This is a genomic window from Tumebacillus sp. BK434, assembly GCF_004340785.1.
Taxonomy (GTDB): Bacteria; Bacillota; Bacilli; order Tumebacillales; family Tumebacillaceae; genus Tumebacillus_A.
The window spans coordinates 1,005,395-1,025,473 of the sequence record NZ_SLXS01000001.1; the positions used below are offsets into that span (position 1 = coordinate 1,005,395).

A 20,079-nucleotide genomic window follows, 5' to 3' on the forward strand; every position below is an offset into this window, starting at 1 on the left:
TTTTCTGTGCCTGTCAAATCACGCGTTTGGCTCCGAGAAAACGGTTCTTATAGTAATCGTTGTCGAGCGTCGAGGTGATGACGCCTGTGTTGTTGTTGAGCGCATGGACGAATTTTCCTTCTCCGACGTAGATGCCGAGGTGCGAGGGGCCCGGCGCATAGGTGGTGAAGAAGACGAGATCACCCGGCTGCAGTTCCTGCTCCGCCACCGGCCTGCCCGCGTCAAATTGATCATAGGAATTGCGCGGCACCGCCACGCCGTGCTGCGCGAACACATACTGCGTGAAGCCGGAGCAGTCAAAGCCCTGCGGCGTGGTGCCGCCCCAGACATAAGGCGCGCCGACGAAGCTTTCCGCGTCGCGGGCGACGCTCAGTCCTTGCTGCGCTTTCACCCATTTCGCATATTGGGCGAGGTGAATCGAGCGCGAGGCGAGCAGATTTTTCATGCGAAGCTTCTCTTCGCGGGCGAGGCGCTTTTCCTCTGCCAGCTGCCGGTCTTGTGCCTGCAGCTCTTTATGCCCCGCTCCTTGTCGATCTTGATATGTAACGCCGAACTGTCCTTGTTCGGTGCGCAAAACCAGCGAATGTTCTGCCTGGCCCGCTGTCGGCTGCGACAGGCCATGGGCCAGTGCGGGAATGCTCACTTGCGGCCCGGAGAGGACGAGCGCGCAGATGAGGAGGGTGCAAAGCCAAACGGAATTGAAATGCTGACGCTTGTTCATCATTCGACTCCTTCCGTAATTAGAAAAAAGGAAAATCACTCCGTAACAGAGTGATCTTCTATGTTCATTCTATGTAGGCTTATCCACCTTTTAGACATCTTGGCTTAGTAGCCGACTTCCACCGCCGCGTTGACGACGATCACTTCATCGTTGACATCCCCTTTGTCGGGCAGCACGACGCCGCTCGAGCAGATCAGACCGCCCGGCACGATTTCCACCGAGACCTGTCCATAGGGAAAAGTCGCTTTTACCTTGTCAATGTCCACTTGCTCTGCCGGAACGGGAACGCCGAGCTTGACCCGCACTTTCATATTGTTGATGTCGCCCTCCGGCAGGATGCTGCGGATGCCCGGCATCGAGTTGGTGCCGATCGCATTTTTGCAGGCGCGCACAGCAGCAGACGTCGCATCCTGCCCGTGCAGGTCGACACCCATTCCGATTTCGATAAAGACCACGTTCATAACAATTCCCCTCTCTTGGTGTTGTTATCCATGTATGATCATATAAAAAATGCGGGCTACAAACAAAACAGAACATACGTTCTTGTCAAACTCTACCGTTCGTAGTACAATCTCCTTACAGAGACTTTGAAAGGAGTGAAGGTTTCATGGCAACTCCCGCAATTATGAACCAATCCCCCATTCGTTCACATGAGGCAGTCCGCAGTGCGCAGCTCGATCTGCTGCATCCGGACTGGAATTTCCCCCAATCCGCGCGGGAGGAGGCCGGTGCCTTCGCTCTCTCCTTTTCCCCCGCTCTGGTACGATATCTGATCGATTCGCACTCTCGTCCCGGCGACACGGTGCTCGATGCGTTTGCCGGGTCTGGCAGCACAGTTTTCGAGTCGCTCCTGATGGGACGCGAGGCGATTGGCGTCGACTGCAACCGACACATGCTCGACGCGGCATTGCGGCGCATGGAAGTCTTCGCAGAGAACAATTCCCCCACCCTGCTCTGCGGAGACGCCCGCAAGCTCAGCCATCTCATCGGCGAAGAGTCGGTCGACCTCGTCGTCACACAGCCGCCGTACGGCAGCACCTACCGTTTTTCCTCCAACAATCCGGACGATCTGTCCTTGCTCTCTTCCCGCGATTTTCTGCTCGCGATCGAACAGGTTGCTTCTGAGCTGCACACCGTTATGAAGCCCGGCGGCATCTGCGCCTTGCTGATCGGTGACATCAAAGAACATGGCCGCATGTTGCCGCTCGGCTTCCAGTTTATCCATCGCTTCCTCTCCCGCGGCTTTTCTGTCAAAGACATCTACGATTCCCGCACCCCTGTCTACAAGTTACCCGTCCCGCTCCACAATCATGAATATCTCTTCATCTTCCAGAAAAAACAAAAAGCGCCGAAGCACTCCCGCTAAGGCTCATACTTCTGCCTTTTTACGGGTTTGCTTCGCCGCTTTCTTGGTTTCTTTTTTATAGTGATCACAGATCGACTGCAGAGGACAGATCTCACATTTTGGGCTTCTGGCTGCACAAACGCGTCTGCCATGCAGAATCAGCGCATGATGGGTAAAAGTCCATTCTTCCTTCGGCAGTTTCTTCATCAGGTCGTGTTCTGTCTGCAACACATTTTCCGCCTTGGTCAGGCCTAAGCGATGGGACAGGCGATCCACGTGCGTATCGACCGCAATCGCCGGCACGCCAAACGCCGTGCTGAGCACCACATTGGCCGTTTTGCGCCCCACTCCCGGCAAACTGACGAGATACTCATAATCGTTAGGTACTTGTCCACCCTGCTCTTCGAACAGTCTCCGGCAAGTCTCGAGGATATTCTTCGCCTTGTTTCGAAACAGTCCAATACGCCGGATCGCATCTTCCATCTCCGCTTGGGTGACGTTCAGATAGTCTTCCGGCTTGGGATACTTGGCAAACAAGCCGGGCGTCACTTCATTCACCAGCTTATCTGTGCACTGCGCAGACAGCACCACCGCGATCAGCAGTTCAAACGGGTTGTTGTGCACCAGCTCACAGTGAGCATCCGGGTACATCTCTTTTAAATGTTGAATCAAAACGGGCACTTCTGCTTTTTTCATCACGAGTCGTTCCTCCCACGATACGCATTCGACAACGACTCATGTATTCCTTTTAAAAATAGTGTGTGAAGAAGAGGATGCTCATGCCAATCGACCATGCGGCGCGCAACCCGAGCTCCATCCGCTCCCGGTGTTTGCGTATCCATTCGGGTACATCCATGTGTGACACCTCTTTTTCTGACTGCTTTTCTTTTAGTTTATGATATTTCGCAACGCTCGGAACGGCAGTTGCACACCGCCTGACAAAAACAGGCGTCCCCCCTATTTCCTTTAAATACTTTATAATCTATAATAAAAGACAAACAAGATATAAAATTCAAACAGCAGAGAGAGGGAGGTTTCATCGTGGCTACTTTGACTCAGGAACAGATCGATACGATGCGCAAACTGTGGGAGGAACATCTGCCTGTACTCGGCACAGCAGGTGAACCTTTTTATACGCTGATGAAATTTGACGGCGAGCAGAATCTTGGTGAGATCTACGCTTATCCGGGCATCCAGTTGTCGTTTGGCCGCCAAGCGATGGTCGTGCCGCTGTTCCCGTCGGCAGCGATCGCTGAGGAATGCGAGTCGGCGATTCGCATCAGCAACCCGGAATGGCGTGCTGTCGGCGTCAGCGAAACGTTCTTGGAGGCTGTGTTGAACCTTGTGACCTACCAAGAGATCAAGCTGGTCATCGGCGTCTCGCCGACCAAAAGCATCGTCTGCGATACGGAGAAAGTGCCGGATCTGGTGGAAAAGATCCGCGAGCACGGCTTCAGCGAAGAGCTGCTGGCCGTGGCTGCAGCAGACCAAGAGCAGCAATAATCGAAAGAGCAGGCTTCCCATGGAAGCCTGCTCTCTTCATTCAGCGTCTTATGCGGTGGCTAACTCCTGATCCACATGCACAGCACCCGGTCTGCATAAACATTCGAGACGCAAAAAGAGGCCGGGATTTCCCCTGGCCTCTTATCTTCTGAAGAATAACGGCACACAACAAATGTCTTCCATCCCCATCACCGCATCGATGTAATATTCGATATGCGGCGCCGGGATTTTGTCTGCCGCCTGTGCACGGAACTCCGCGATGATCTCGTCAGCATTGAGATCGAGCGCTCTTATAAACGTATTCAGCCCCGGTTCCCCTGTCTGCACCAGCATCGCCTGCAGCCACTCGGCCGGCACCTCGCCACGCTCCGTCATGCCCTCGCCCCACTCATCGCGGGCCAGCGACCCAGCCAGCAGCAGATCGTGGGCGAGCAGCGCGCGGCTCATCCCGCTGACAGCCGTCAAGTGGCGGCCGTGCAGCACCGTGCCGACCAGCACGCTCCAGCCGTCCTCATCCAATTCGAATGCGTTGGCGACGCCGATCAGCGCGCCGAGCAGTTCCGCCTGCGGATGATCCCCCATGCGATACGTCACTTCCAGTCCGGCGCCAAGCGCTGCGGTCAGCTCTTTGCCGCCTTTGTTTTGCAGCTCAATCGCGGCGAGCACCGCCGGATACAACAGCGGAGCGTCACAGAGCGCCGCATTGCCAAGCGCCGCCTGCGCAGCTGTCACCATGTTGCCGGTCGCAAACAGCATCGCCTGCTCTTCCCCGCCAAACGCCTCCAGATGCTCCGCCAGCCGCACCGCTTCTTCCGCCTCTTTTTGCGCAAATCCCGTTCCCAAGTACTGAAGGAAACAGAGCTTGATGTTGATCATCTCCTCGTAACTCCACTCCGGCCACACCGCTTGGCGGGCCCTTTCCAGCCACTCCTGCATGCTTTTTCTCCTCCTGCCGACATATGGTTTCTTGTATCCACTATAAAGAAAAGTCGATGACAGGGCAAACCGTTGTCCCTCTTCCGCTAGTTTGATAGAATAGGCAGATCAACAGACGAACGATTTGGAGATGATCTAAGCGTGGGCATCATGACTCGACTTCGCGATGCGGTGAATACTTATCCGAAAATCTTATGGTTTTTGGCATTCGGTGGATTTTTGAACGTAGCCGGATTGTCTTTTATCTGGCCCCTGAACTCGATCTACATCTCCGGTGAGTTGGGCCGCCCGCTCACCGTCGCCGGGGTCGTACTGCTGCTGCACTCGGCCGGCGCGTCGATCGGGCAATTGACCGGTGGCACACTGTTCGATAAGATCGGCGGCCGCCCCGTGCTCCTGCTCGGGCTGTTCTCCTCCGCCACACTGATGTGCTTGATCGGCTTGTTCGACTCTTGGCCGCTGTATGTCACGGTGATGTTCCTGTACGGGTTTACGGCCTCCCTCACCTTCCCGGCGCTGAACGCATTGGCCGCCAAGTCGTGGCCGGAAGGGGGACGCCGCGCGTTCAACTTCATCTATGTGGCAAACAACCTCGGCGTGGCCGTCGGTACGGCAGCAGGCGGGCTGGTCGCCTCCTATTCCTTCAAGCTGGCCTTCTTCTCGGCCGGGGTGACGTTCTTGCTGTTCGCCGTGTTTGTGCTGTTTAAGATCCACGACCGGCCGACTACTCAAGAGGCGCAGGCAGCCCAAGCGGCGCAGGCAGCTTCGGTCAATGAAACGGCGGCGGCTGGCGTGCGCATCGAGCCCAAGATTCCGTGGGTGCCGGTGATGTCGCTATTTGTCGGCTTCCTGACGATCTGGATCGTCTACGTGCAGTGGCAGACCTCGATCTCCGTTCACATGCAGGAAAACGGCATCGCACTGTCGATGTACAGCCTATTGTGGACGATCAACGGGGTGCTGATCTTTGCCGGTCAGCCCCTGCTCGCCTATATCGTCAAGTTTTTCAAGAGCTTATCCTCACAGATGTACCTCGGCACCGCGCTGTTCCTGCTCTGTTACGCAATTTTGCTGACGGCCGATTCCTACTGGGTCTTTCTGCTTGGGATGATCATCCTGACCTTTGGTGAGATGCTGCTGTGGCCGGGCATCCCGGCTGCTGTCGCCCAGCTCTCTCCGCCTTCCCGTGCGGGCTTCCTGCAAGGACTGATCGGCAGCGCGTCCACCGCCGGACGCATGCTCGGGCCGATGCTCGGCGGACTGCTCTACGACAACACCTCGTTCTCCACCCTGCTGCTGGTGATGCTGCTCCTGCATGCTCTGCCGACCGCCGCGTTCATCCTGTATGCGCGGACACACCAAAAAGAACGGACCTGATGGTCCGTTCTTTTTGTTCTTGCTATTTTCCGGAGATCGTGAGCGACTTGATCTTCAGCGACGGGGCGCCGCATGCGCCGCGACCTGTGCCTTGGAAACGCAGGTCGCGGCCAATCGCTTCCACGTTCTGCAGCATCTTCATGAAGTTGCCGGCGACGGTGATCTGGTTGACCGGACGCACGATCTTGCCGTCCTCGATATAGTGGCCGAGCGCCGCCAACGAGAAGTCGCCGGAGATCGCGTCGGTGCCCGAATGCAGTCCATGCAACTCGATGATCATGATCCCGCGCTTGGTGCTGGCGATCAGTTCGTCGAGCGATTGGCTGCCCGGCATGATGAACAAGTTGTTCGGGAGCGTCGTCAAATCGCCGCGGTATCCGGCTTTGTAAGCGTTGCCAGTCGAGGCCACCCCCGCTTTTTTCGCGCTTTTCAAGTTGTGCAGGAAGGAGACGAGCTGGCCGTCTTTGATCACTTCCGTGCGGCCGGTCGCCACGCCTTCCGAGTCGAACGGCGTGTTGCCCGGCGCCCCCGGCAGATGCGCGTCGTCGATCATCGTGATGTTGCTGCCCGCCACCGCTTCCCCGAGACGGCCTTGGAGCACCGACAGCCCTTTGTCGGCATTGGAGCCGGAGAAGATCGAAGAGTAGGTGTGCAACAGCGTCGCGATCGCGTTGTTGCGGAAGATGATCTCGTAGTTATCCGATTCGATCTCCTGCGCGCCAAGCTTGGCTGCTGCGTCACGACCGACGCGGTCGCCAAACGCCTGCACATCCAGATCGGCGAGGCTCGCGGCGCTAAACGCATTGTCATACGCCGTCGCCACCGCATCAGCTTCTTTCGCCAGCGCCGACACTTGGCAGACTGCCATCGTGCTGGCGGTGCGGCAGTCGAGACCTTTCGTGTTCACGATCATCACTTCGCTGTTCGAGTTGACCACCGAGCAGGAGTTCAGCAGCTCGATGCGGGGATCGGCCGCCAGCCCGGCCGCTTCCATATCCAGCGCCGCTTGAATCAGCGTCGCAGCATCGGTGTTGTGCAGTTCATCAGAAAAACTGCGCGCCTCCCGATAGCTTTCCGATCCGGCGAACAGCTCCGCCTTCTCTTCGCTTTGCGTCACTTCGGCGTTTTCCCTTGCGGCCTGCAGCATCTGATCGATCGATGCTTCATCGAGCTTCTCCGTATAGGCCACACCCATCGTGCCCTGGTATTCGCCGCGGAAAGACAAACCGGCCCGCTCGACAATGTTGAACGTGTCGATATCGCCTTTAAATATGCGGACGCTGGTCGCGCGGTCCGCCTGGTAGTAGATCTCCATCTCGGAGAACCCGTAAGCGCGCCCTTTTTCGAACACAGCCTGCTTCAGTTGGTTGAGATCCATCGTCATCGTCCCGTCACTCCCCTTTCCGTCCGCCGACCGTAAGCTCCGCCACGCGGATCATCGGCTGCCCGACATCGGCCGGGATGCTGCCCGAGATCGATCCGCACATCCCTTGGCCAAACCCGAGGTTGCTGCCGACCATGTCGATCTTCTGCAGTACGTCGATGCCTTTGCCGATCAGGGTCGCACCGCGCACCGGCTTTTCGATCTTGCCGTTTTTGACGATATATCCTTCGCGCACGACAAAGTTAAAGTCGCCCGTCGCCGTGTTTACCGAACCACCGCCGAGATATTTCGCATACAGCGCGTACTCGGTGTTAGCGATGATCTCTTCCGGCGCCGTGCTGCCGGCTGCGATATAGGTGTTGTTCATGCGCGACGCCGGCGCGAATTTGTACGATTCGCGGCGCGCCGAGCCGGTCGACTGCATGCCCATGCGCTTGGCGCCGAGCTTGTCGATCAGATAGCCTTTCAAGATGCCGTTTTCGATCAGCACGTTGCGCTGCGTCGGTGTGCCTTCGTCGTCGATCGTCGAAGAGCCCCAGGCGTTCGGAATCGTGCCATCGTCGATCGCCGTGACGAGCGGAGAGGCGACCAGTTCGCCGACCTTATCGGAGAACACCGAGACTTTTTTCGCCACAGACGTCGATTCCAAGCCGTGTCCGCAAGCTTCGTGGAAAATGACGCCGCCAAATTCATTGTCGATGATGACCGGCATTTTCCCGCTCGGAGCAAATTCGGCGCGGACCATCGTCTTGGCCGTATGAGCGGCGAGGCGGGCATGCTCCTCGACGTTCAGGTTCTCCATAAATTCAAACCCTTGGTGCGCACCCGGCGAGGAACTGCCGACCGACTTTTCATTGCCGAACGTCGCTACCGCTTCGATGTACAGACGGTTGCGCGTGCGGCGGTCTTCCACAAACAGGCCGTCCGAATTGGCGATCAGGACTTTCTGATCTTCATCTTTATGGGTGATGCTGGTCTGAGAGATCGACGGATCGTACGCCTTGGCCACCTCGTGCGCGCGGCGCATGTGCTCGATCTTCCGGGCCTTGCTCACCGTTTCCGGCAAAATTAAGATCGGGTGCTCCGACTTCAGCACGGTGCGTCGCAGGTCGAGCGTGAGGTCGCGCTTCGTGCCGCGGATCGCCTGCGCCGCCTGACGGGCGACGTGCAGCAGGTTGTCGCGGCGGAAGTCGTTCGTATACGCATATACGGCAAACAGCCCGGAAATTACGCGGATGCCAACGCCAAAATCTCGGCCGGTCAGCGCCGATTCGACGCTGCCTCCGATCATGCTGATCGTGTTGATCGTCTTATCTTCCACGAAAACGTCCGCAAAGTCGCCTCCGGTCTCCAGAGCCGCTGCTAAAACGTCTTCGATCAATGCTTGAGACAGCATATGCTTACCCCCTTGATTACAAAAGATACGTGATGTAATCGTATCATAAAAATCAGAATTATTGCCTGAAAATTTTCGTGTAACGAAGAAAAACCACCCGGTCAAAGGTGGTTTTTACGATTTCTTGCGTTTCGCTTTGCGTTTGGGCACCCCATCCATCAGATCGTCGATGGCGTTTTTGATCACGTCGATGGAGATGGCAAAGCCGATGCCTTGGGAAGAAGCACTGACGGCGGTGTTCATGCCGATCACTTCGCCGCGCATGTTGATCAGAGGGCCGCCGCTGTTGCCGCGGTTGATCGCAGCGTCCGTCTGGATCAGTTGGGTGTAGTGGCGGTCGCCGATGGTGATCGGACGCTCTTTGGCGGAGATGATGCCGACGGTGACGCTGTGGTCGAGGCCTAAGGGACAGCCGATCGCAACGACCCATTCGCCGACTTGGATGTTTTTCGACGCGCCAAGCGGCAGAGTGCGGGCGTTTTTGGGCGGTTTGACTTTCAGGACGGCCAGGTCGAGCTCATAGGAAGCCCCGACGACTTCCGCCCGAACATCTTCGTCCTGATCAAAAAAGCGGACATACACTTCTTCTGCTTCGTGAATCACGTGTTGGTTCGTCAGGATGTATCCTCGCGGGTCAAAAAAGAAACCCGTCCCGATGTTCGCTACCTTTCGCGAATCTTCTTCGAGGTCGCGTCGGCGGCTGGAGCCGGCGCGGCGATCGCGTTTGACGACCTCGATGTTGACGACCGCATCTTTGTAACGGTTCGCGATGCTGACAAAATTCGGGATGGCGAACTTAGATGATGTGCGGCGACGACTTGACGCCGAAGGGATGCCAATCTTCGATACGCGCTTTTTCACTCCACTCACCTCGTATCATCATCCTATGTGCTTGCCCGTCTGCGCGGTGAGCCTAAGTCTGTCCCCGATGGCAAAAAGGGCACTTGTCGCGCATAGACATGAGATGACAAGCCTTGCTTGAAACTGGAGGTGACCGTTTTGGATCTATTTGTTGCCATCCCGATGGCGCTGGGCCTTGGCGCGCTGCATTCGCTGGAGCCCGGGCATGGCAAAGGGGTGATGACCGCTTATCTCATCTCGTCGCGGGCGCGGCTGCGCGACGCGGTGTTTCTTGGCTTTACGTCGGCCGTCTCGCATACGTTGTCGATCTTGTTTCTGGCTTTTGTGGCGACGACAGCGCTGCAGTTCTGGATGCCGGAGCAGATCGAAGCATGGCTTGGCCTCGTCTCCGGGGCTGTGATCACCGGCATCGGCCTGCGCATGGTCTATCTGCGCATGAACCCGCCTGTCGTGTCGCTGGGCCGGATCGGGACGGCGGCTGACGAGACGTATGTGTGCGGCCATGGGCATGTGCACCACATCTCGGAACTGGCGACAGAAGGCGGGCATGCACACAGACATTCACACACGCACTCTCACGGGCACTCTCATGGGACTGCCCACGCTCACGGCCACTCCGGAGCTTTGGCGGCGGTGGCGACGCAGGAGCGCTCTGCGAGACGCCTGTTGACGATCGGCGTGCTGACCGGACTGATCCCCTGCCCGAGCGCGCTGGTCATGCTGCTGGCGGCGATCTCCGCCGACCAGATCACGATGGGCGTAGGGCTGGTCGTCGCCTTCTCCATCGGCGGGGCGCTGGCGTTGTCGCTGCTCGGCATCCTGCTCCTGAAAGCGGAACACAAAGTGCGCTTCCTCGAACGCCGCCGCTTCGGTGAAGCGATGGCGACGGTCAGCGCCGGGATCATCGTGCTGATCGGCTTCCTCGTCACCTACGAATCGATCTCCTCCCTCGGCCTGCTTACGTAAAAAAAGCCTCCGACATCATCGTCGGAGGCTTTTGCTATCTTGAGTGATCCGAATTACTGCTGGCCCAGCGCCAGCTCAACCAGCGTGCGCACGCCGAAGCCGGTCGCGCCTTTCGGGTTGAGATCGCCGTGGCCGTCCTGGTCGCGGGCAACACCGGCCACATCGAGGTGCACCCACGGCGTGTTATCGACAAACTCGCGCAGGATCAGTGCGGCGGTGATCGAACCGCCGTCACGTCCACCCGTGTTCTTCATATCGGCCACGTTCGAGGAGAACGATGCCTTGTAGTCTTCCACCAGCGGCATCTCCCACACGCGCTCGCCGGAGCGGTGGAACGCATCTTTGACTTCCGAAGCGAACTCGGAGTCGTTGGAGAACATCCCCGCCAGTTTGCGGCCGAGCGCAATGGAGATCGCGCCGGTCAGCGTCGCTGCGTTGACGACTTTGGTCACGCCGCATTTTTCGATCGCATAGTGCAGCGCATCCGCAAGCACCACGCGGCCTTCCGCGTCGGTGTTGACGATCTCGATCGACTTGCCGTTCATCGCCACGACAACATCGCCCGGCTTGATCGCGCTACCGGACACCATGTTTTCCGCTGCGCCGATTACCGCGACAATGTTTGCTTTCGGCTTCAGACGGCCAATCGCCTGCATCGCGCCGATCACTGCCCCGGCGCCGCCCATGTCGGTCTTCATGTTTTCCATGCCGGCCATCGGCTTCAAAGAATAGCCGCCGGTGTCGAACGTCACGCCTTTGCCGACCAGACCGAGGATCTCTTCCGAATCCGGGTTGCCGTGGTAGGACATGACGATCAGCTTTGATTCCTCGACACTGCCCTGGCCGATCGAGAGCAGTGCGTTCATGCCCAGCTCGCTCATTTCCGCTTCGCCGAGCACAGTGATACCCATGCCGGTCTCGACCGCCACATCGGTCGCCAGCGCTGCGAGTCGGGTCGGGGTCAGGATGTTTGCCGGCTCGTTGATCAGGTCGCGGGCATAGTTGGTGCCTTCCGCGTAGATGCGGCCGATCTCGAGACCTGTTGCGATCGCTGCCTGTTTCGATTCGTCCGCTTCCACGACGATCAGATCGGTCAGCTTGGAGACCGATTGGTGTTTTTTCAGGTTCTTCACGGTGTACAGGCCGAGCAGCGTGCCTTCTGCCAGCGCTTGTGCCGCCTGCTGAACTTCCATGCCGCCATGGCCTGCGCCATGCACGAGGGTCGCCAGCGTCGAGGCGCCATGTTCGCGGGCAAATTTCGCCGCGACAGCAGCTGCCGAGCGCGCGCGGTTCGCGGAGAATTCTTCCGCTTCGCCAAGACCTACGATCAGGACGCGCTTCGCTGCCAGTTTGCCAAAGGTGTAGAGAAGACGGGTTTCTTTAAACTTGCCCGTCAGGTCGCCCGATTCGATCAGTGCGGAGATCTGGCCTCCCAGCGCTTCGTTGACCGCCCCGGTCGCACCGGCCGGCTCCGTTACCCCTTCAAACAAATTGACGACAAGGACATCCGCTGCCACGGTTGTGACAGATTGCAGTTGGAGATTGATGTTCAATTTTCTTCTCTCCCTTCAAATGATTAACGAGATGGTAACTAACAGCTTATGTAGGGTGTCCTAAGAAAAAGAACCGACCAAATGCGGTCGGTGACTCTTAGTCCAACTTCGGTGTATCGTCTGCTTTCGTTTCCGCCTTCGGTGCAGCTTCCGCTTTCGGCGCTGCGGCCGGTTTTGCTGCGGCAGCCGGTTTGTCAGCTGCTGCGTCTTTCTCTGCAGCCGGCGGAGCCGGCGGGAGCGGAACGAGGCGCTCGCGGCTCAAGAACTGCATCGAGCTGTCGATTTTGAAGTACAGGTCGCGCTCATCTTTGGCATGCACAATCGAGCCGTTGCGAAGCACGAACGGCACATCCATGCACAGCGAGCACAAGTCTGCGCCGGCGCAATCCTTAATGTCCACTTTTTCTTCCGGATATTTAGAGAGCAACGCATCGTAAACTCGCTGGGAATGCTTCTCAAGGTTTTGCTTACAGAACACCCATTTCACAGATGAAGCCACGACAGACATCTCCTTTAGAAAAAAACTTGACGCAACACTTCTTTTATTCTACATCAAATTGTAGATGAAATTCCATAAAAAGTACGCGTATCCCACTCTATTCTATCATTCTGATCAGATGAAGTCACTCTGAATGATCGCATACGCCTCGTTCCCGCACTGCGGACAATGCAAAAGATGCGTGCACTGCCCCCCGTTTTCCTGCTTGACATGCGCGGTCAGCTCATACGGTGCATACGGTCCGGCATAGTCGCTCCACATCCCGCCGTCCTCCATCGTCATCCCGCACGCCCTGCATTTGACGCCTGCATCGGCCAAGCCGTTGCACAGCGGACATACCTGCTCCATCCAAAAGCCCTCCTGCCTTTACAAAAGATTGTAAAGTTAGGATGCCCTGTCAAAACGAAAAAACGCCCCCGCACAAAACGGGCGGCGTTTTTGCTTAGGAGACCAGGTCGTACCAGGCCATCTGGATCTCTTCGAGGATCTTCTCGTTGCTGTCCTCAGGCGCGCCTTCAAACCCATCCAGCTCCAGCACCCAGCGGCGCAGCGTCGCAAAGCGCAGCGACAGCACATCTTCGTCCGGGTGCAGCTCATGCAAGGCTTCCGCGATATCTTGTGCATCTTCCCAATTCATCGTCGATACCTCCTCATTCACAATCGTTCGCATCGGTGCCAAATGCGGTCTTGTAGTAAGAACAGGCGACACGTCCCGTCTCCTTGTTCCGCCACAGGCCAAACACCCACTCGTCTTCGTAGCGGCCAAACGTACGTGAGTACCCGGCACCGCACCGCAGACAGACCGCGTCCTGATGGCCCCGCTCTCCCGTCAGCGCGTCAGGTTTGACCTCATGACCGCACGACGGGCATTCAAACGTCGCTCTCGTATCCATTGACGTTCGCCTTCTTTCAAGCAGGATCTGCTATTACTATATCATACCCGCTTCCCGAATTCTGCGCAGCACCGCCTGCCCCATCCGCTCCGAGAAGCGCAAATAGTCGCCCAAAATGAACTGCGTCCCTGGGTACAGCGCTTTTGCTTCCGCCAGGAAGCGCGGCAGATCTTCCGAGACATGGCGGCCGGGCAGCAAAAAATAGGGGATGACGACAACTTTGTCCGCCCCTTGTGCCACACACCGGGCCAGCCCTTCCGGAATGTCGGGCGACGCCCCTTCCAGAAAAGCCGGTTCCACCACGCCGTAATGACCGCGCGCCCGGACGCCGTCGACCAGATCGAGCAACTCCTGATTGGCCGCGCGCACCGGACTGCCGTGTGCGACAAAAAGAACGCCTGTTGTCATCATGCCCCTCCGCAATGCCCCAACTATTTTACGTCAGCAGACTGTTTCATCGCTTTCACGAGGTTGACCACCGACTGGCCGATTTGCTCAAAGCGCTGCTGCGACTTCTCGTTGGTGAATTTGCCTTCTTCCGTAAACGTATCGTTATAGCCGACCGAACCGAACTGCGGCACGACATAAGCGTGCAGGGAGCGCAGAATGGTCAGCATCTGGTTCAAGGTGTTCATCGCCACCGCGCCGCCGGCCGATGCGACAAGGCCGACCGGCTTGCCCGCGAATTGGTTGTAGCCGACATAGTCCAGTGCGTTTTTGAACACGCCGGAGATGCCGTTGTGGTATTCCGGGGAACCGAGGATGAAGCCGTCTGCGCTGTTCATCAGCTCGACGAAATATTTCACGTTCTCCTCTTCGTATCTGTTCTCATCGTCCGGATCATACATCGGGAGCGGACGCTCGCGCAGGTCAAAAATCTCAACTTCTGCGCCGGCAGCCACCGCTGCGTCGATCGCTACTTTTGCTGCTTTCATCGTGGTCGAACCGGTGCGCAAGCTGCCAATCAGAGCTACAAGTTTCATTTCATGTTTCCTCCTATGTAAAAAGTGCGTCTATTAATACTTACTATACTCCAATGTCTGGAAACTGGCAATACTTTTCCCCAAAAAAATCTTTGTTTTGGGCATGCTATAGGGCAGGAGGTGACGAACCATGCGCAAAGGATTTTTCACAGCGCTGAGCATCCTGCTGGCCGGGTCGCTGGTAGCCGGATGCGGCGGCGACGCGCAGCGCAATCCGGGCGACACCGGTTCCGGCGGCGGGGCGCGGGGCGGTGGCGGCACGTCGAGCGGAACTTCGGGCAGTTCGCACTAAACCCCGTGCTAAGATGTTAAAAATTTAGACAATATTTGGTACCGTTTCTGTAGGAATCCTCCTTCCAAATCGCGAATAGTACGATAGTACAGAATTGAGCGAATGATCAGAAGGAGGTTCTCGTTGAAAATGTTCAAAAAAATCAAAAACAAATGGCTGCGCGAAGGGCTCAGCTGGGCGGCCATTCTCGCCACCGCGTTTCTTATCAACATCCTCATTCGCGAGCATGTCTTTGCCATCACCAAGATCGAGGGACAATCGATGCAGCCGACGCTGGAAAATCAAGAGCGCGTCTATCTCAACCGGCTCGCGTATGATCTGGAAGACCCGCAGCGTGGCGACATCGTCGTCTTTCCGGCCCCGCACGACACCCGTGACTATATCAAGCGCATCATCGGTCTGCCAGGCGACGTGGTGGAGATCCGTCAAGGCGTGCTGTATCTGAACGGCCAGGAGCAAAAGGAAGAGTACATCGATGCTGTCACCAACGACTTCGCGCCGACCACCGTGCCGGACGGACATGTCTTCGTGATGGGCGACAACCGCCATCCCGGCGCCTCGCTCGATTCACGCGACCCCCGCGTCGGATTCCTGCCGTCCGATATTTTAAAAGGTCGCGTCGATTTCGTGCTCTATCCGTCCCCGCACTGGCTGGACGTCAAATAATCTATGAATTGCGCAAAGAGCACCTGCTCCAGGTGCTCTTTTTTATGATATGATGGGGTTTGATAAAGCAAAATTAATTCGACCGTTTAACGATACAGGATGGTGAAAATAACTTGCAACACCCAGCTGAAAACTACCGCTTCAAAGTCAACCTGCAGGGCATGATCGAGCTGTTGTCGGGACACCTGTACAGCTCGCCCCGCGTCTACATTCGCGAACTGCTGCAAAACGGCACCGATGCGATCCGGGCGCGCGCCAAGCTGCAGCCTGATTTTGCAGGCGAACTTACCTTAGAAGTGTTCGCTTCCGGGGACGGCTCCCGCACGCTGATCTTTGAAGACAACGGCGTGGGGCTGACCGAAGCGGAAGTGCATCAATTTTTGGCGATCATCGGCGAGTCCTCCAAGCGCGCCGAAGAGATGCGCAACACCGATTTTATCGGGCGCTTCGGCATCGGCCTGCTCTCCTGCTTTGTCGTCAGCGACGAGATCGTCCTGATCACCCGCTCCGTGCAAAGCGACAAGGCGGTCGAGTGGCGCGGCAAGCCGGACGGCACCTATACGATCCGCCTGTTGGAAGGCGATTTCACGCCTGGTACGCGCATCTACCTGCGCAGCAAGCTCGGCTATGAAGAATATTTTGAGCTGGCTACCGTCCAAGACCTCTGCCGGCACTACGGCGCCCTGCTCCCCTACCCGGTCAACGTCTCGGACGGCAGCCGCAATAAGACGATCAATGAAGGCAAGCCGCCGTGGCTGTTGCCGAACTGGGAGCAGACCGTCTCCCGCGATGCGATGCTCGACTACGGACGCCGCTTTTTCGGCGAGAACTTTATCGACTTCATCCCGCTTTCTTCCGAAGTCGGCGACGTGCAGGGCATCGCCTTTGTTCTGCCGCACCGCGCGTCAATCGCAGCGAAGACGAACCATCAGGTCTACCTGAAACAGATGCTTCTGTCGGAAAATGTGGAGAACATTCTGCCGGAATGGGCCTTTTTTGTCAAATGCATCATCAACAGCAATGACCTGTTGCCGACGGCATCGCGCGAAGAATTTTATGAAGACGGCAAGCTGGCCACCGTGCGCGAAGCGCTCGGCAATTGCCTGCGCGACTATCTGATCTACCTCGCCGAACACGACCTGCCTCGCCTGCACAAGCTGATCGCGATCCACTTCCTGTCGATCAAAGCGCTGGCCGTGCAGGATGACCAGCTCTATCGCCTGTTCATCAAGTGGCTGCCGTTCGAAACGTCGCAGGGCCGCCTGACGATGGAGCAGATCTTAGAGCACAACGCGGTGATTCGCTTTACCCCTTCGCTCGATGAGTTTCGTCAGATCTCCCGCGTGTCGGCCGCGCAGTCGATGTGCGTGATCAACGGCGGCTATGTTTTCGATGCGGAGCTGATCGAGCGCCTGACCGACTTTTTCCCGGAATATACGGTGGAGCGCATCGATCCGATCGACATCACCGAGTCATTCGAAGACCTGACTCTGGCCGAGCAGCAGCTCGTCTTCCAGTTCCTGCGCACGGCGGACGCCGCCCTGCAGTCGTTCGGCTGCAAAGCGGAGATCAAAAAATTCTTGCCGCTCGAGCTTCCCGCGCTCTATTCGACCAGCGAAGAAGCGACGTTCCTGCGCTCGGTGGAGCGGACGCAGGAGGAAGCCAACCCGCTGTTCGCTTCCGTGCTCGGGTCGCTCGGCGCCGCGTTTGGCGTGCCGGCCGCGCACGGGCAGCTCTGCTTTAACTTCCGCAACCCGGTCATCGCCAAGCTGGTGCAGTCGGCCGATCCGGAGCTGCAGCGCATGGCGGTGGAGATGATCTACGTGCAGGCGCTTTTGATGGGACACCATCCGCTCAACCACCGCGAGATGAAGCTGCTCAACAACGGCCTGTTCAACCTGATCGAACTGGGCATGAGATAGGAGGGGGACGATGAACTATCAGGAACAGCTGTACATGCTGGAACATCAGGCCGATCTGCTGCCCGACGGCGAGGCCAAGACCGCGCTGCTCGAACAGGCGATCCATCTGGCCGACCGCCACAACGAGCTGATCGACTCCTTCGAACTGCGTGAAAAGCTGCTCAGCGCCGCGCTTGGCGCAGGCGATCCGCGGCGCATGCTCGTCGCCTTCTCCTGGTGCCTGACCCAAATGGACAAACACCCCGAGACGTTCGATCCGACTCGCATGCTCTGGCAATACAAATGGGTCGTCGGCCACATCGGCACGTTCCCGCAGATCTCCCGCGCGCAGATCGACGCGATGATGGATGACATGAAGTCGCGCTACGAGGCGCAAGGGCTCTCGCTGCGGCCGTACTACCGCCAGCTGCACGCCCACGCGATGTTCGCCGGTGAGCAGGAGCAGGCCGAGGTCCACTACCGCCAGTGGCTGTCCGCAGCGGTCGATGAGTTCTGTGACTGCCTCGCCTGCGAGCGGGCACATCAGGTCGAGTATATGGTCTGGCTCGGTGAAGACGACAAGGCGCTGGCGCTGGCCGAGCCGATTTTAAACGGACAGCTCGCCTGCTCGACCGTGCCGCACAACACGTTGCATGACCTGCTCGACACGATGGTCCGCCTCGGCCGGATCGACGAGGCGGAGGAACTGCACAAACGCGGCTATCCGAAGATCGAGCACGAGCCGTCGTTTGTGCACGGCTTTGCCAACCACATCCGCTTCCTCACCCTGACCGACCCGGACCGCGCGTTGACATTGTTCCACAAGCACTTGCGCCAAGCAGAGACCACGACCGACCAGCGCAACCAGTTCCGCTTTTTCCTCGCCGGCTGGTTCCTGTTCGAACGCCTGCACCGCTCCGGGCACGAGCATGAAGAACTGGGCTGGCTGTCAGCAAAAACGCGCGAGCTCGCCGCCGCGTTTGACGCGCGCAACGGCAATGCGCACTACGCCGCGTGGATTGAAAAGACGCTGGCTCAGCTATAAATAGCTGCAAAAAGACCCTCGACATTTACCTGTCGAGGGTCTTTTCGGCGATCAATTCGTCCGCCCGCTCCGCCCAGAGGCTGGCCAGGCGGAAGTCATCCTGGCGCTTGTACAGATCGGTCAGCAGCTGGTAGACGGCCAGCAGCTCTTCCTTGGTCCCCTGCAACAATCCTTGCGCCTGCTCCGCCGCAGCCAACGCTTCGCCCAGGCGCTCCTGTTCGCGATACAGCCCGGCCAGAGCCAGCGCGATCCGCCCCCGCTCGATCCGGCAGGCACAGGTCACAGCAAGCCCCGCCTGCAGCAGTTGCACAGCCTGCTCACGCTCGCCCATCTGCCGGCGCACCTGTCCGAGCTCGCCATACGCCTGCACCAGCAGTTCGCCGCCAGGCATGCTTTCCGCCTCTTGCACGCATTCAGACAGCAGGGACAATGCTTCTCCGTAGCACCCCGTCTTGGCCAGCAAACGCCCGCGGGCGAGCCGCGCCTGCAAGGCGGGGCGACGGTCTTTCAGATTGTGCAGCAGCTCTTCCGCGGCCGCGTAACAGTCTTCCGCTTCTCTATGCTGCTCCAGCCGCTCCAGCACCAGCCCGCTCCCGTACATCACGTCGGCGCGCCGCCTCGTCTGCTCCGGCGCGCTCCGCAGCAACTGCTCGGCGCGCCGATACACCTGCAGCGCCTCCTGCGCCAGGCCCAGCGACTGCATACCGCCTGCGAGGGACAGGCAGATATCGAGCGGCAGCAGCAGATCGTCCCCCGCTGCCAGATGCCGCTCCCATTCCCGCAGCGCCCGCTTCCACTCGACCACCGCCAGCTCCAGCTTGCCCAGACTGTGCGCCACTTCGCCAAGCCGCACATAGATCCGGGTTGCCAGCAGGGCGTCTTCGTCGCAGATCGCCAGGCGCAGCGCCTTCTCGTACAGCTTGCGCGCCTCTTCATACGCCTCCAGCTGCTGGCGGCAATAGGCGGTCTGATAGGTCAATTGCAGCTCCGGCCAGGCCGGATGCGGTTCCTGCAGGCACTCCTGTAACAGCGGCAGCGCTTCAGCATAATGGCCCAGCGACAAAAACGCCTGCGCCTGCTTGTAGCAGGCCAGACGTTCCTGATCTTCATGTTTCGCCGGCATCAGCTGCTGCGGCGTCACGCGCAGCTTAGCGGCGATGCGCTTGAGCAGATCGGAGGACGGCTGAATGCGGTCCGTCTCGATCTGCGAGATCATGCTTTTCGTGACCAGCCCGTCCGCCAATTCGCGCTGCGACAGGCCGGCCGTCTTGCGCAGTGCGCGGATCTTCCCGCCGAGCGTGGACACGGTTAGAAGATGATGTGCGGGGTGTGTCCAGCGCCCGGCATTTCCATAAAGGCGGTGGTCAGCATCACCGACAGTCGCACGCCTTCCTCGCGGCTCGGCAGTTGAAAGCGCGCCTGCACCTCATCGGCCGTCACACCGGCCTGAAACAGCGCGGTGCCTTCATACGGCGCCGACAGTATGACCAGCTTCGAGCCCATCGCCATGCCGAGCAAATATTGCGGCGGCAGCGGGATCACAGCGAATTCCACCGTGCCTTTGTCATCCTTCATCGCAAAATGCGAGATCTCAGCAAAACCCAGCGAACTTTTTTGCACGTCCATCTTGTAAACAGCTCCTCGTCTTCTTTCCTTGATTCTATGTAGGGGATAGTGTCTGCAAGCGTCCTTCTAGTAAACCCTGCCCTTTCTTGGTACACTAAAAAACAAAACAACGCAAGGGGAGAAGGAGCCAGA

General features: G+C 58.2%; 24 protein-coding genes. 8 read left to right on the forward strand and 16 right to left on the reverse strand.

The features are described 5' to 3' along the window. Nucleotides 1-13: 13 nt before the first annotated feature. Both EV586_RS03275 and EV586_RS03280 read right to left on the reverse strand, forming a co-directional pair. The gene (locus tag EV586_RS03275) at nt 14-721 is read right to left on the reverse strand and encodes a C40 family peptidase (RefSeq protein ID WP_207893842.1); all 708 of its coding nucleotides are present in this window, start codon (nt 719-721) and stop codon (nt 14-16) included. A gap of 104 nt (nt 722-825) precedes the next feature. Continuing rightward, nucleotides 826-1,182 (reverse strand): Lin0512 family protein, encoded by a 357-nt coding sequence (locus EV586_RS03280; protein WP_132943632.1) that lies wholly within the window; start codon nt 1,180-1,182, stop codon nt 826-828. Nucleotides 1,183-1,328: 146 nt separating this feature from the next. Here EV586_RS03280 and EV586_RS03285 point away from each other — a divergent pair, with 146 nt between their 5' ends. Continuing rightward, nucleotides 1,329-2,087, forward strand: a complete 759-nt coding sequence (locus tag EV586_RS03285) for a TRM11 family SAM-dependent methyltransferase (protein WP_132943633.1) — start codon at nt 1,329-1,331, stop codon at nt 2,085-2,087. Nucleotides 2,088-2,090: 3 nt separating this feature from the next. Here the strand turns inward: EV586_RS03285 and nth are convergent, their stop codons facing one another. Next, nucleotides 2,091-2,762: an endonuclease III gene (gene nth / locus EV586_RS03290; RefSeq protein WP_132943864.1), complete on the reverse strand. Its 672-nt coding sequence runs from the start codon at nt 2,760-2,762 to the stop codon at nt 2,091-2,093. Between the two features lie 345 nt (nt 2,763-3,107). Between nth and EV586_RS03295 the strand changes: the two genes are divergently transcribed. Continuing rightward, nucleotides 3,108-3,569: a hypothetical protein gene (locus EV586_RS03295; protein ID WP_132943634.1), complete on the forward strand. Its 462-nt coding sequence runs from the start codon at nt 3,108-3,110 to the stop codon at nt 3,567-3,569. 141 nt (nt 3,570-3,710) lie between these two features. Here EV586_RS03295 and EV586_RS03300 read toward each other — a convergent pair whose 3' ends face one another. Beyond that, nucleotides 3,711-4,505 carry a hypothetical protein gene (locus EV586_RS03300; RefSeq protein WP_132943635.1) on the reverse strand — a complete coding sequence of 265 codons (795 nt, stop codon included), beginning with the start codon at nt 4,503-4,505 and terminating at the stop codon, nt 3,711-3,713. Nucleotides 4,506-4,655: 150 nt separating this feature from the next. Between EV586_RS03300 and EV586_RS03305 the strand changes: the two genes are divergently transcribed. After that, the gene (locus tag EV586_RS03305; protein ID WP_243652928.1) at nt 4,656-5,882 is read left to right on the forward strand and encodes an MDR family MFS transporter; all 1,227 of its coding nucleotides are present in this window, start codon (nt 4,656-4,658) and stop codon (nt 5,880-5,882) included. A 22-nt stretch (nt 5,883-5,904) separates the two neighbouring features. Here EV586_RS03305 and EV586_RS03310 read toward each other — a convergent pair whose 3' ends face one another. The 3 genes from EV586_RS03310 to EV586_RS03320 form a co-directional block, all read right to left on the reverse strand. Then, entirely contained in the window at nt 5,905-7,266 is a 1,362-nt protein-coding gene (locus tag EV586_RS03310) for a TldD/PmbA family protein (RefSeq protein WP_243652906.1), read from the reverse strand. A gap of 7 nt (nt 7,267-7,273) precedes the next feature. Next, nucleotides 7,274-8,662, reverse strand: a complete 1,389-nt coding sequence (locus tag EV586_RS03315) for a TldD/PmbA family protein (protein ID WP_132943637.1) — start codon at nt 8,660-8,662, stop codon at nt 7,274-7,276. 114 nt (nt 8,663-8,776) lie between these two features. Beyond that, nucleotides 8,777-9,532 carry a S1C family serine protease gene (locus EV586_RS03320; protein ID WP_243652907.1) on the reverse strand — a complete coding sequence of 252 codons (756 nt, stop codon included), beginning with the start codon at nt 9,530-9,532 and terminating at the stop codon, nt 8,777-8,779. 129 nt (nt 9,533-9,661) lie between these two features. Here EV586_RS03320 and EV586_RS03325 point away from each other — a divergent pair, with 129 nt between their 5' ends. Then, nucleotides 9,662-10,489 carry a HoxN/HupN/NixA family nickel/cobalt transporter gene (locus EV586_RS03325; RefSeq protein WP_132943638.1) on the forward strand — a complete coding sequence of 276 codons (828 nt, stop codon included), beginning with the start codon at nt 9,662-9,664 and terminating at the stop codon, nt 10,487-10,489. Nucleotides 10,490-10,542: 53 nt separating this feature from the next. Here EV586_RS03325 and EV586_RS03330 read toward each other — a convergent pair whose 3' ends face one another. The 7 genes from EV586_RS03330 to EV586_RS03360 form a co-directional block, all read right to left on the reverse strand. Beyond that, the gene (locus EV586_RS03330; RefSeq protein WP_132943639.1) at nt 10,543-12,042 is read right to left on the reverse strand and encodes a leucyl aminopeptidase; all 1,500 of its coding nucleotides are present in this window, start codon (nt 12,040-12,042) and stop codon (nt 10,543-10,545) included. Nucleotides 12,043-12,139: 97 nt separating this feature from the next. After that, nucleotides 12,140-12,541, reverse strand: coding sequence for a DUF1450 domain-containing protein (locus EV586_RS03335; RefSeq protein ID WP_165898198.1), 402 nt, complete (start codon nt 12,539-12,541; stop codon nt 12,140-12,142). Between the two features lie 114 nt (nt 12,542-12,655). Then, on the reverse strand, nt 12,656-12,889 hold the full coding sequence (locus EV586_RS03340; RefSeq protein ID WP_132943641.1) for a hypothetical protein: 234 nt from the start codon (nt 12,887-12,889) through the stop codon (nt 12,656-12,658). A 94-nt stretch (nt 12,890-12,983) separates the two neighbouring features. Continuing rightward, a complete protein-coding gene (iscX, locus tag EV586_RS03345; protein WP_132943642.1) occupies nt 12,984-13,178 on the reverse strand; it encodes a Fe-S cluster assembly protein IscX in 195 nt (64 codons plus the stop codon). 13 nt (nt 13,179-13,191) lie between these two features. After that, a complete protein-coding gene (locus tag EV586_RS03350) occupies nt 13,192-13,434 on the reverse strand; it encodes a hypothetical protein (RefSeq protein WP_132943643.1) in 243 nt (80 codons plus the stop codon). A gap of 36 nt (nt 13,435-13,470) precedes the next feature. After that, nucleotides 13,471-13,842 (reverse strand): sirohydrochlorin chelatase, encoded by a 372-nt coding sequence (locus EV586_RS03355; protein WP_165898199.1) that lies wholly within the window; start codon nt 13,840-13,842, stop codon nt 13,471-13,473. 23 nt (nt 13,843-13,865) lie between these two features. Beyond that, nucleotides 13,866-14,417, reverse strand: coding sequence for an NADPH-dependent FMN reductase (locus EV586_RS03360; protein ID WP_132943645.1), 552 nt, complete (start codon nt 14,415-14,417; stop codon nt 13,866-13,868). 130 nt (nt 14,418-14,547) lie between these two features. On the opposite strand from EV586_RS03360, the gene EV586_RS20950 reads away from it, so the two are divergent. The 4 genes from EV586_RS20950 (at nt 14,548) to EV586_RS03375 (ending at nt 18,321) form a co-directional block, all read left to right on the forward strand. Beyond that, complete coding sequence (locus EV586_RS20950; RefSeq protein ID WP_165898200.1) at nt 14,548-14,709, forward strand: hypothetical protein; 162 nt, start codon at nt 14,548-14,550, stop codon at nt 14,707-14,709. Nucleotides 14,710-14,838: 129 nt separating this feature from the next. Beyond that, nucleotides 14,839-15,375 (forward strand): signal peptidase I, encoded by a 537-nt coding sequence (lepB, locus tag EV586_RS03365; RefSeq protein WP_132943646.1) that lies wholly within the window; start codon nt 14,839-14,841, stop codon nt 15,373-15,375. A 113-nt stretch (nt 15,376-15,488) separates the two neighbouring features. Beyond that, a complete protein-coding gene (locus EV586_RS03370; RefSeq protein WP_243652908.1) occupies nt 15,489-17,297 on the forward strand; it encodes an HSP90 family protein in 1,809 nt (602 codons plus the stop codon). A gap of 10 nt (nt 17,298-17,307) precedes the next feature. Further along, on the forward strand, nt 17,308-18,321 hold the full coding sequence (locus tag EV586_RS03375) for a hypothetical protein (RefSeq protein ID WP_132943647.1): 1,014 nt from the start codon (nt 17,308-17,310) through the stop codon (nt 18,319-18,321). 25 nt (nt 18,322-18,346) lie between these two features. On the opposite strand, the gene EV586_RS03380 is transcribed toward EV586_RS03375, so the two are convergent. Both EV586_RS03380 and EV586_RS03385 read right to left on the reverse strand, forming a co-directional pair. Further along, complete coding sequence (locus EV586_RS03380; protein ID WP_132943648.1) at nt 18,347-19,627, reverse strand: helix-turn-helix domain-containing protein; 1,281 nt, start codon at nt 19,625-19,627, stop codon at nt 18,347-18,349. 2 nt (nt 19,628-19,629) lie between these two features. Beyond that, a complete protein-coding gene (locus EV586_RS03385; RefSeq protein WP_132943649.1) occupies nt 19,630-19,947 on the reverse strand; it encodes a hypothetical protein in 318 nt (105 codons plus the stop codon). Between the last annotated feature and the right edge of the window lie 132 nt (nt 19,948-20,079).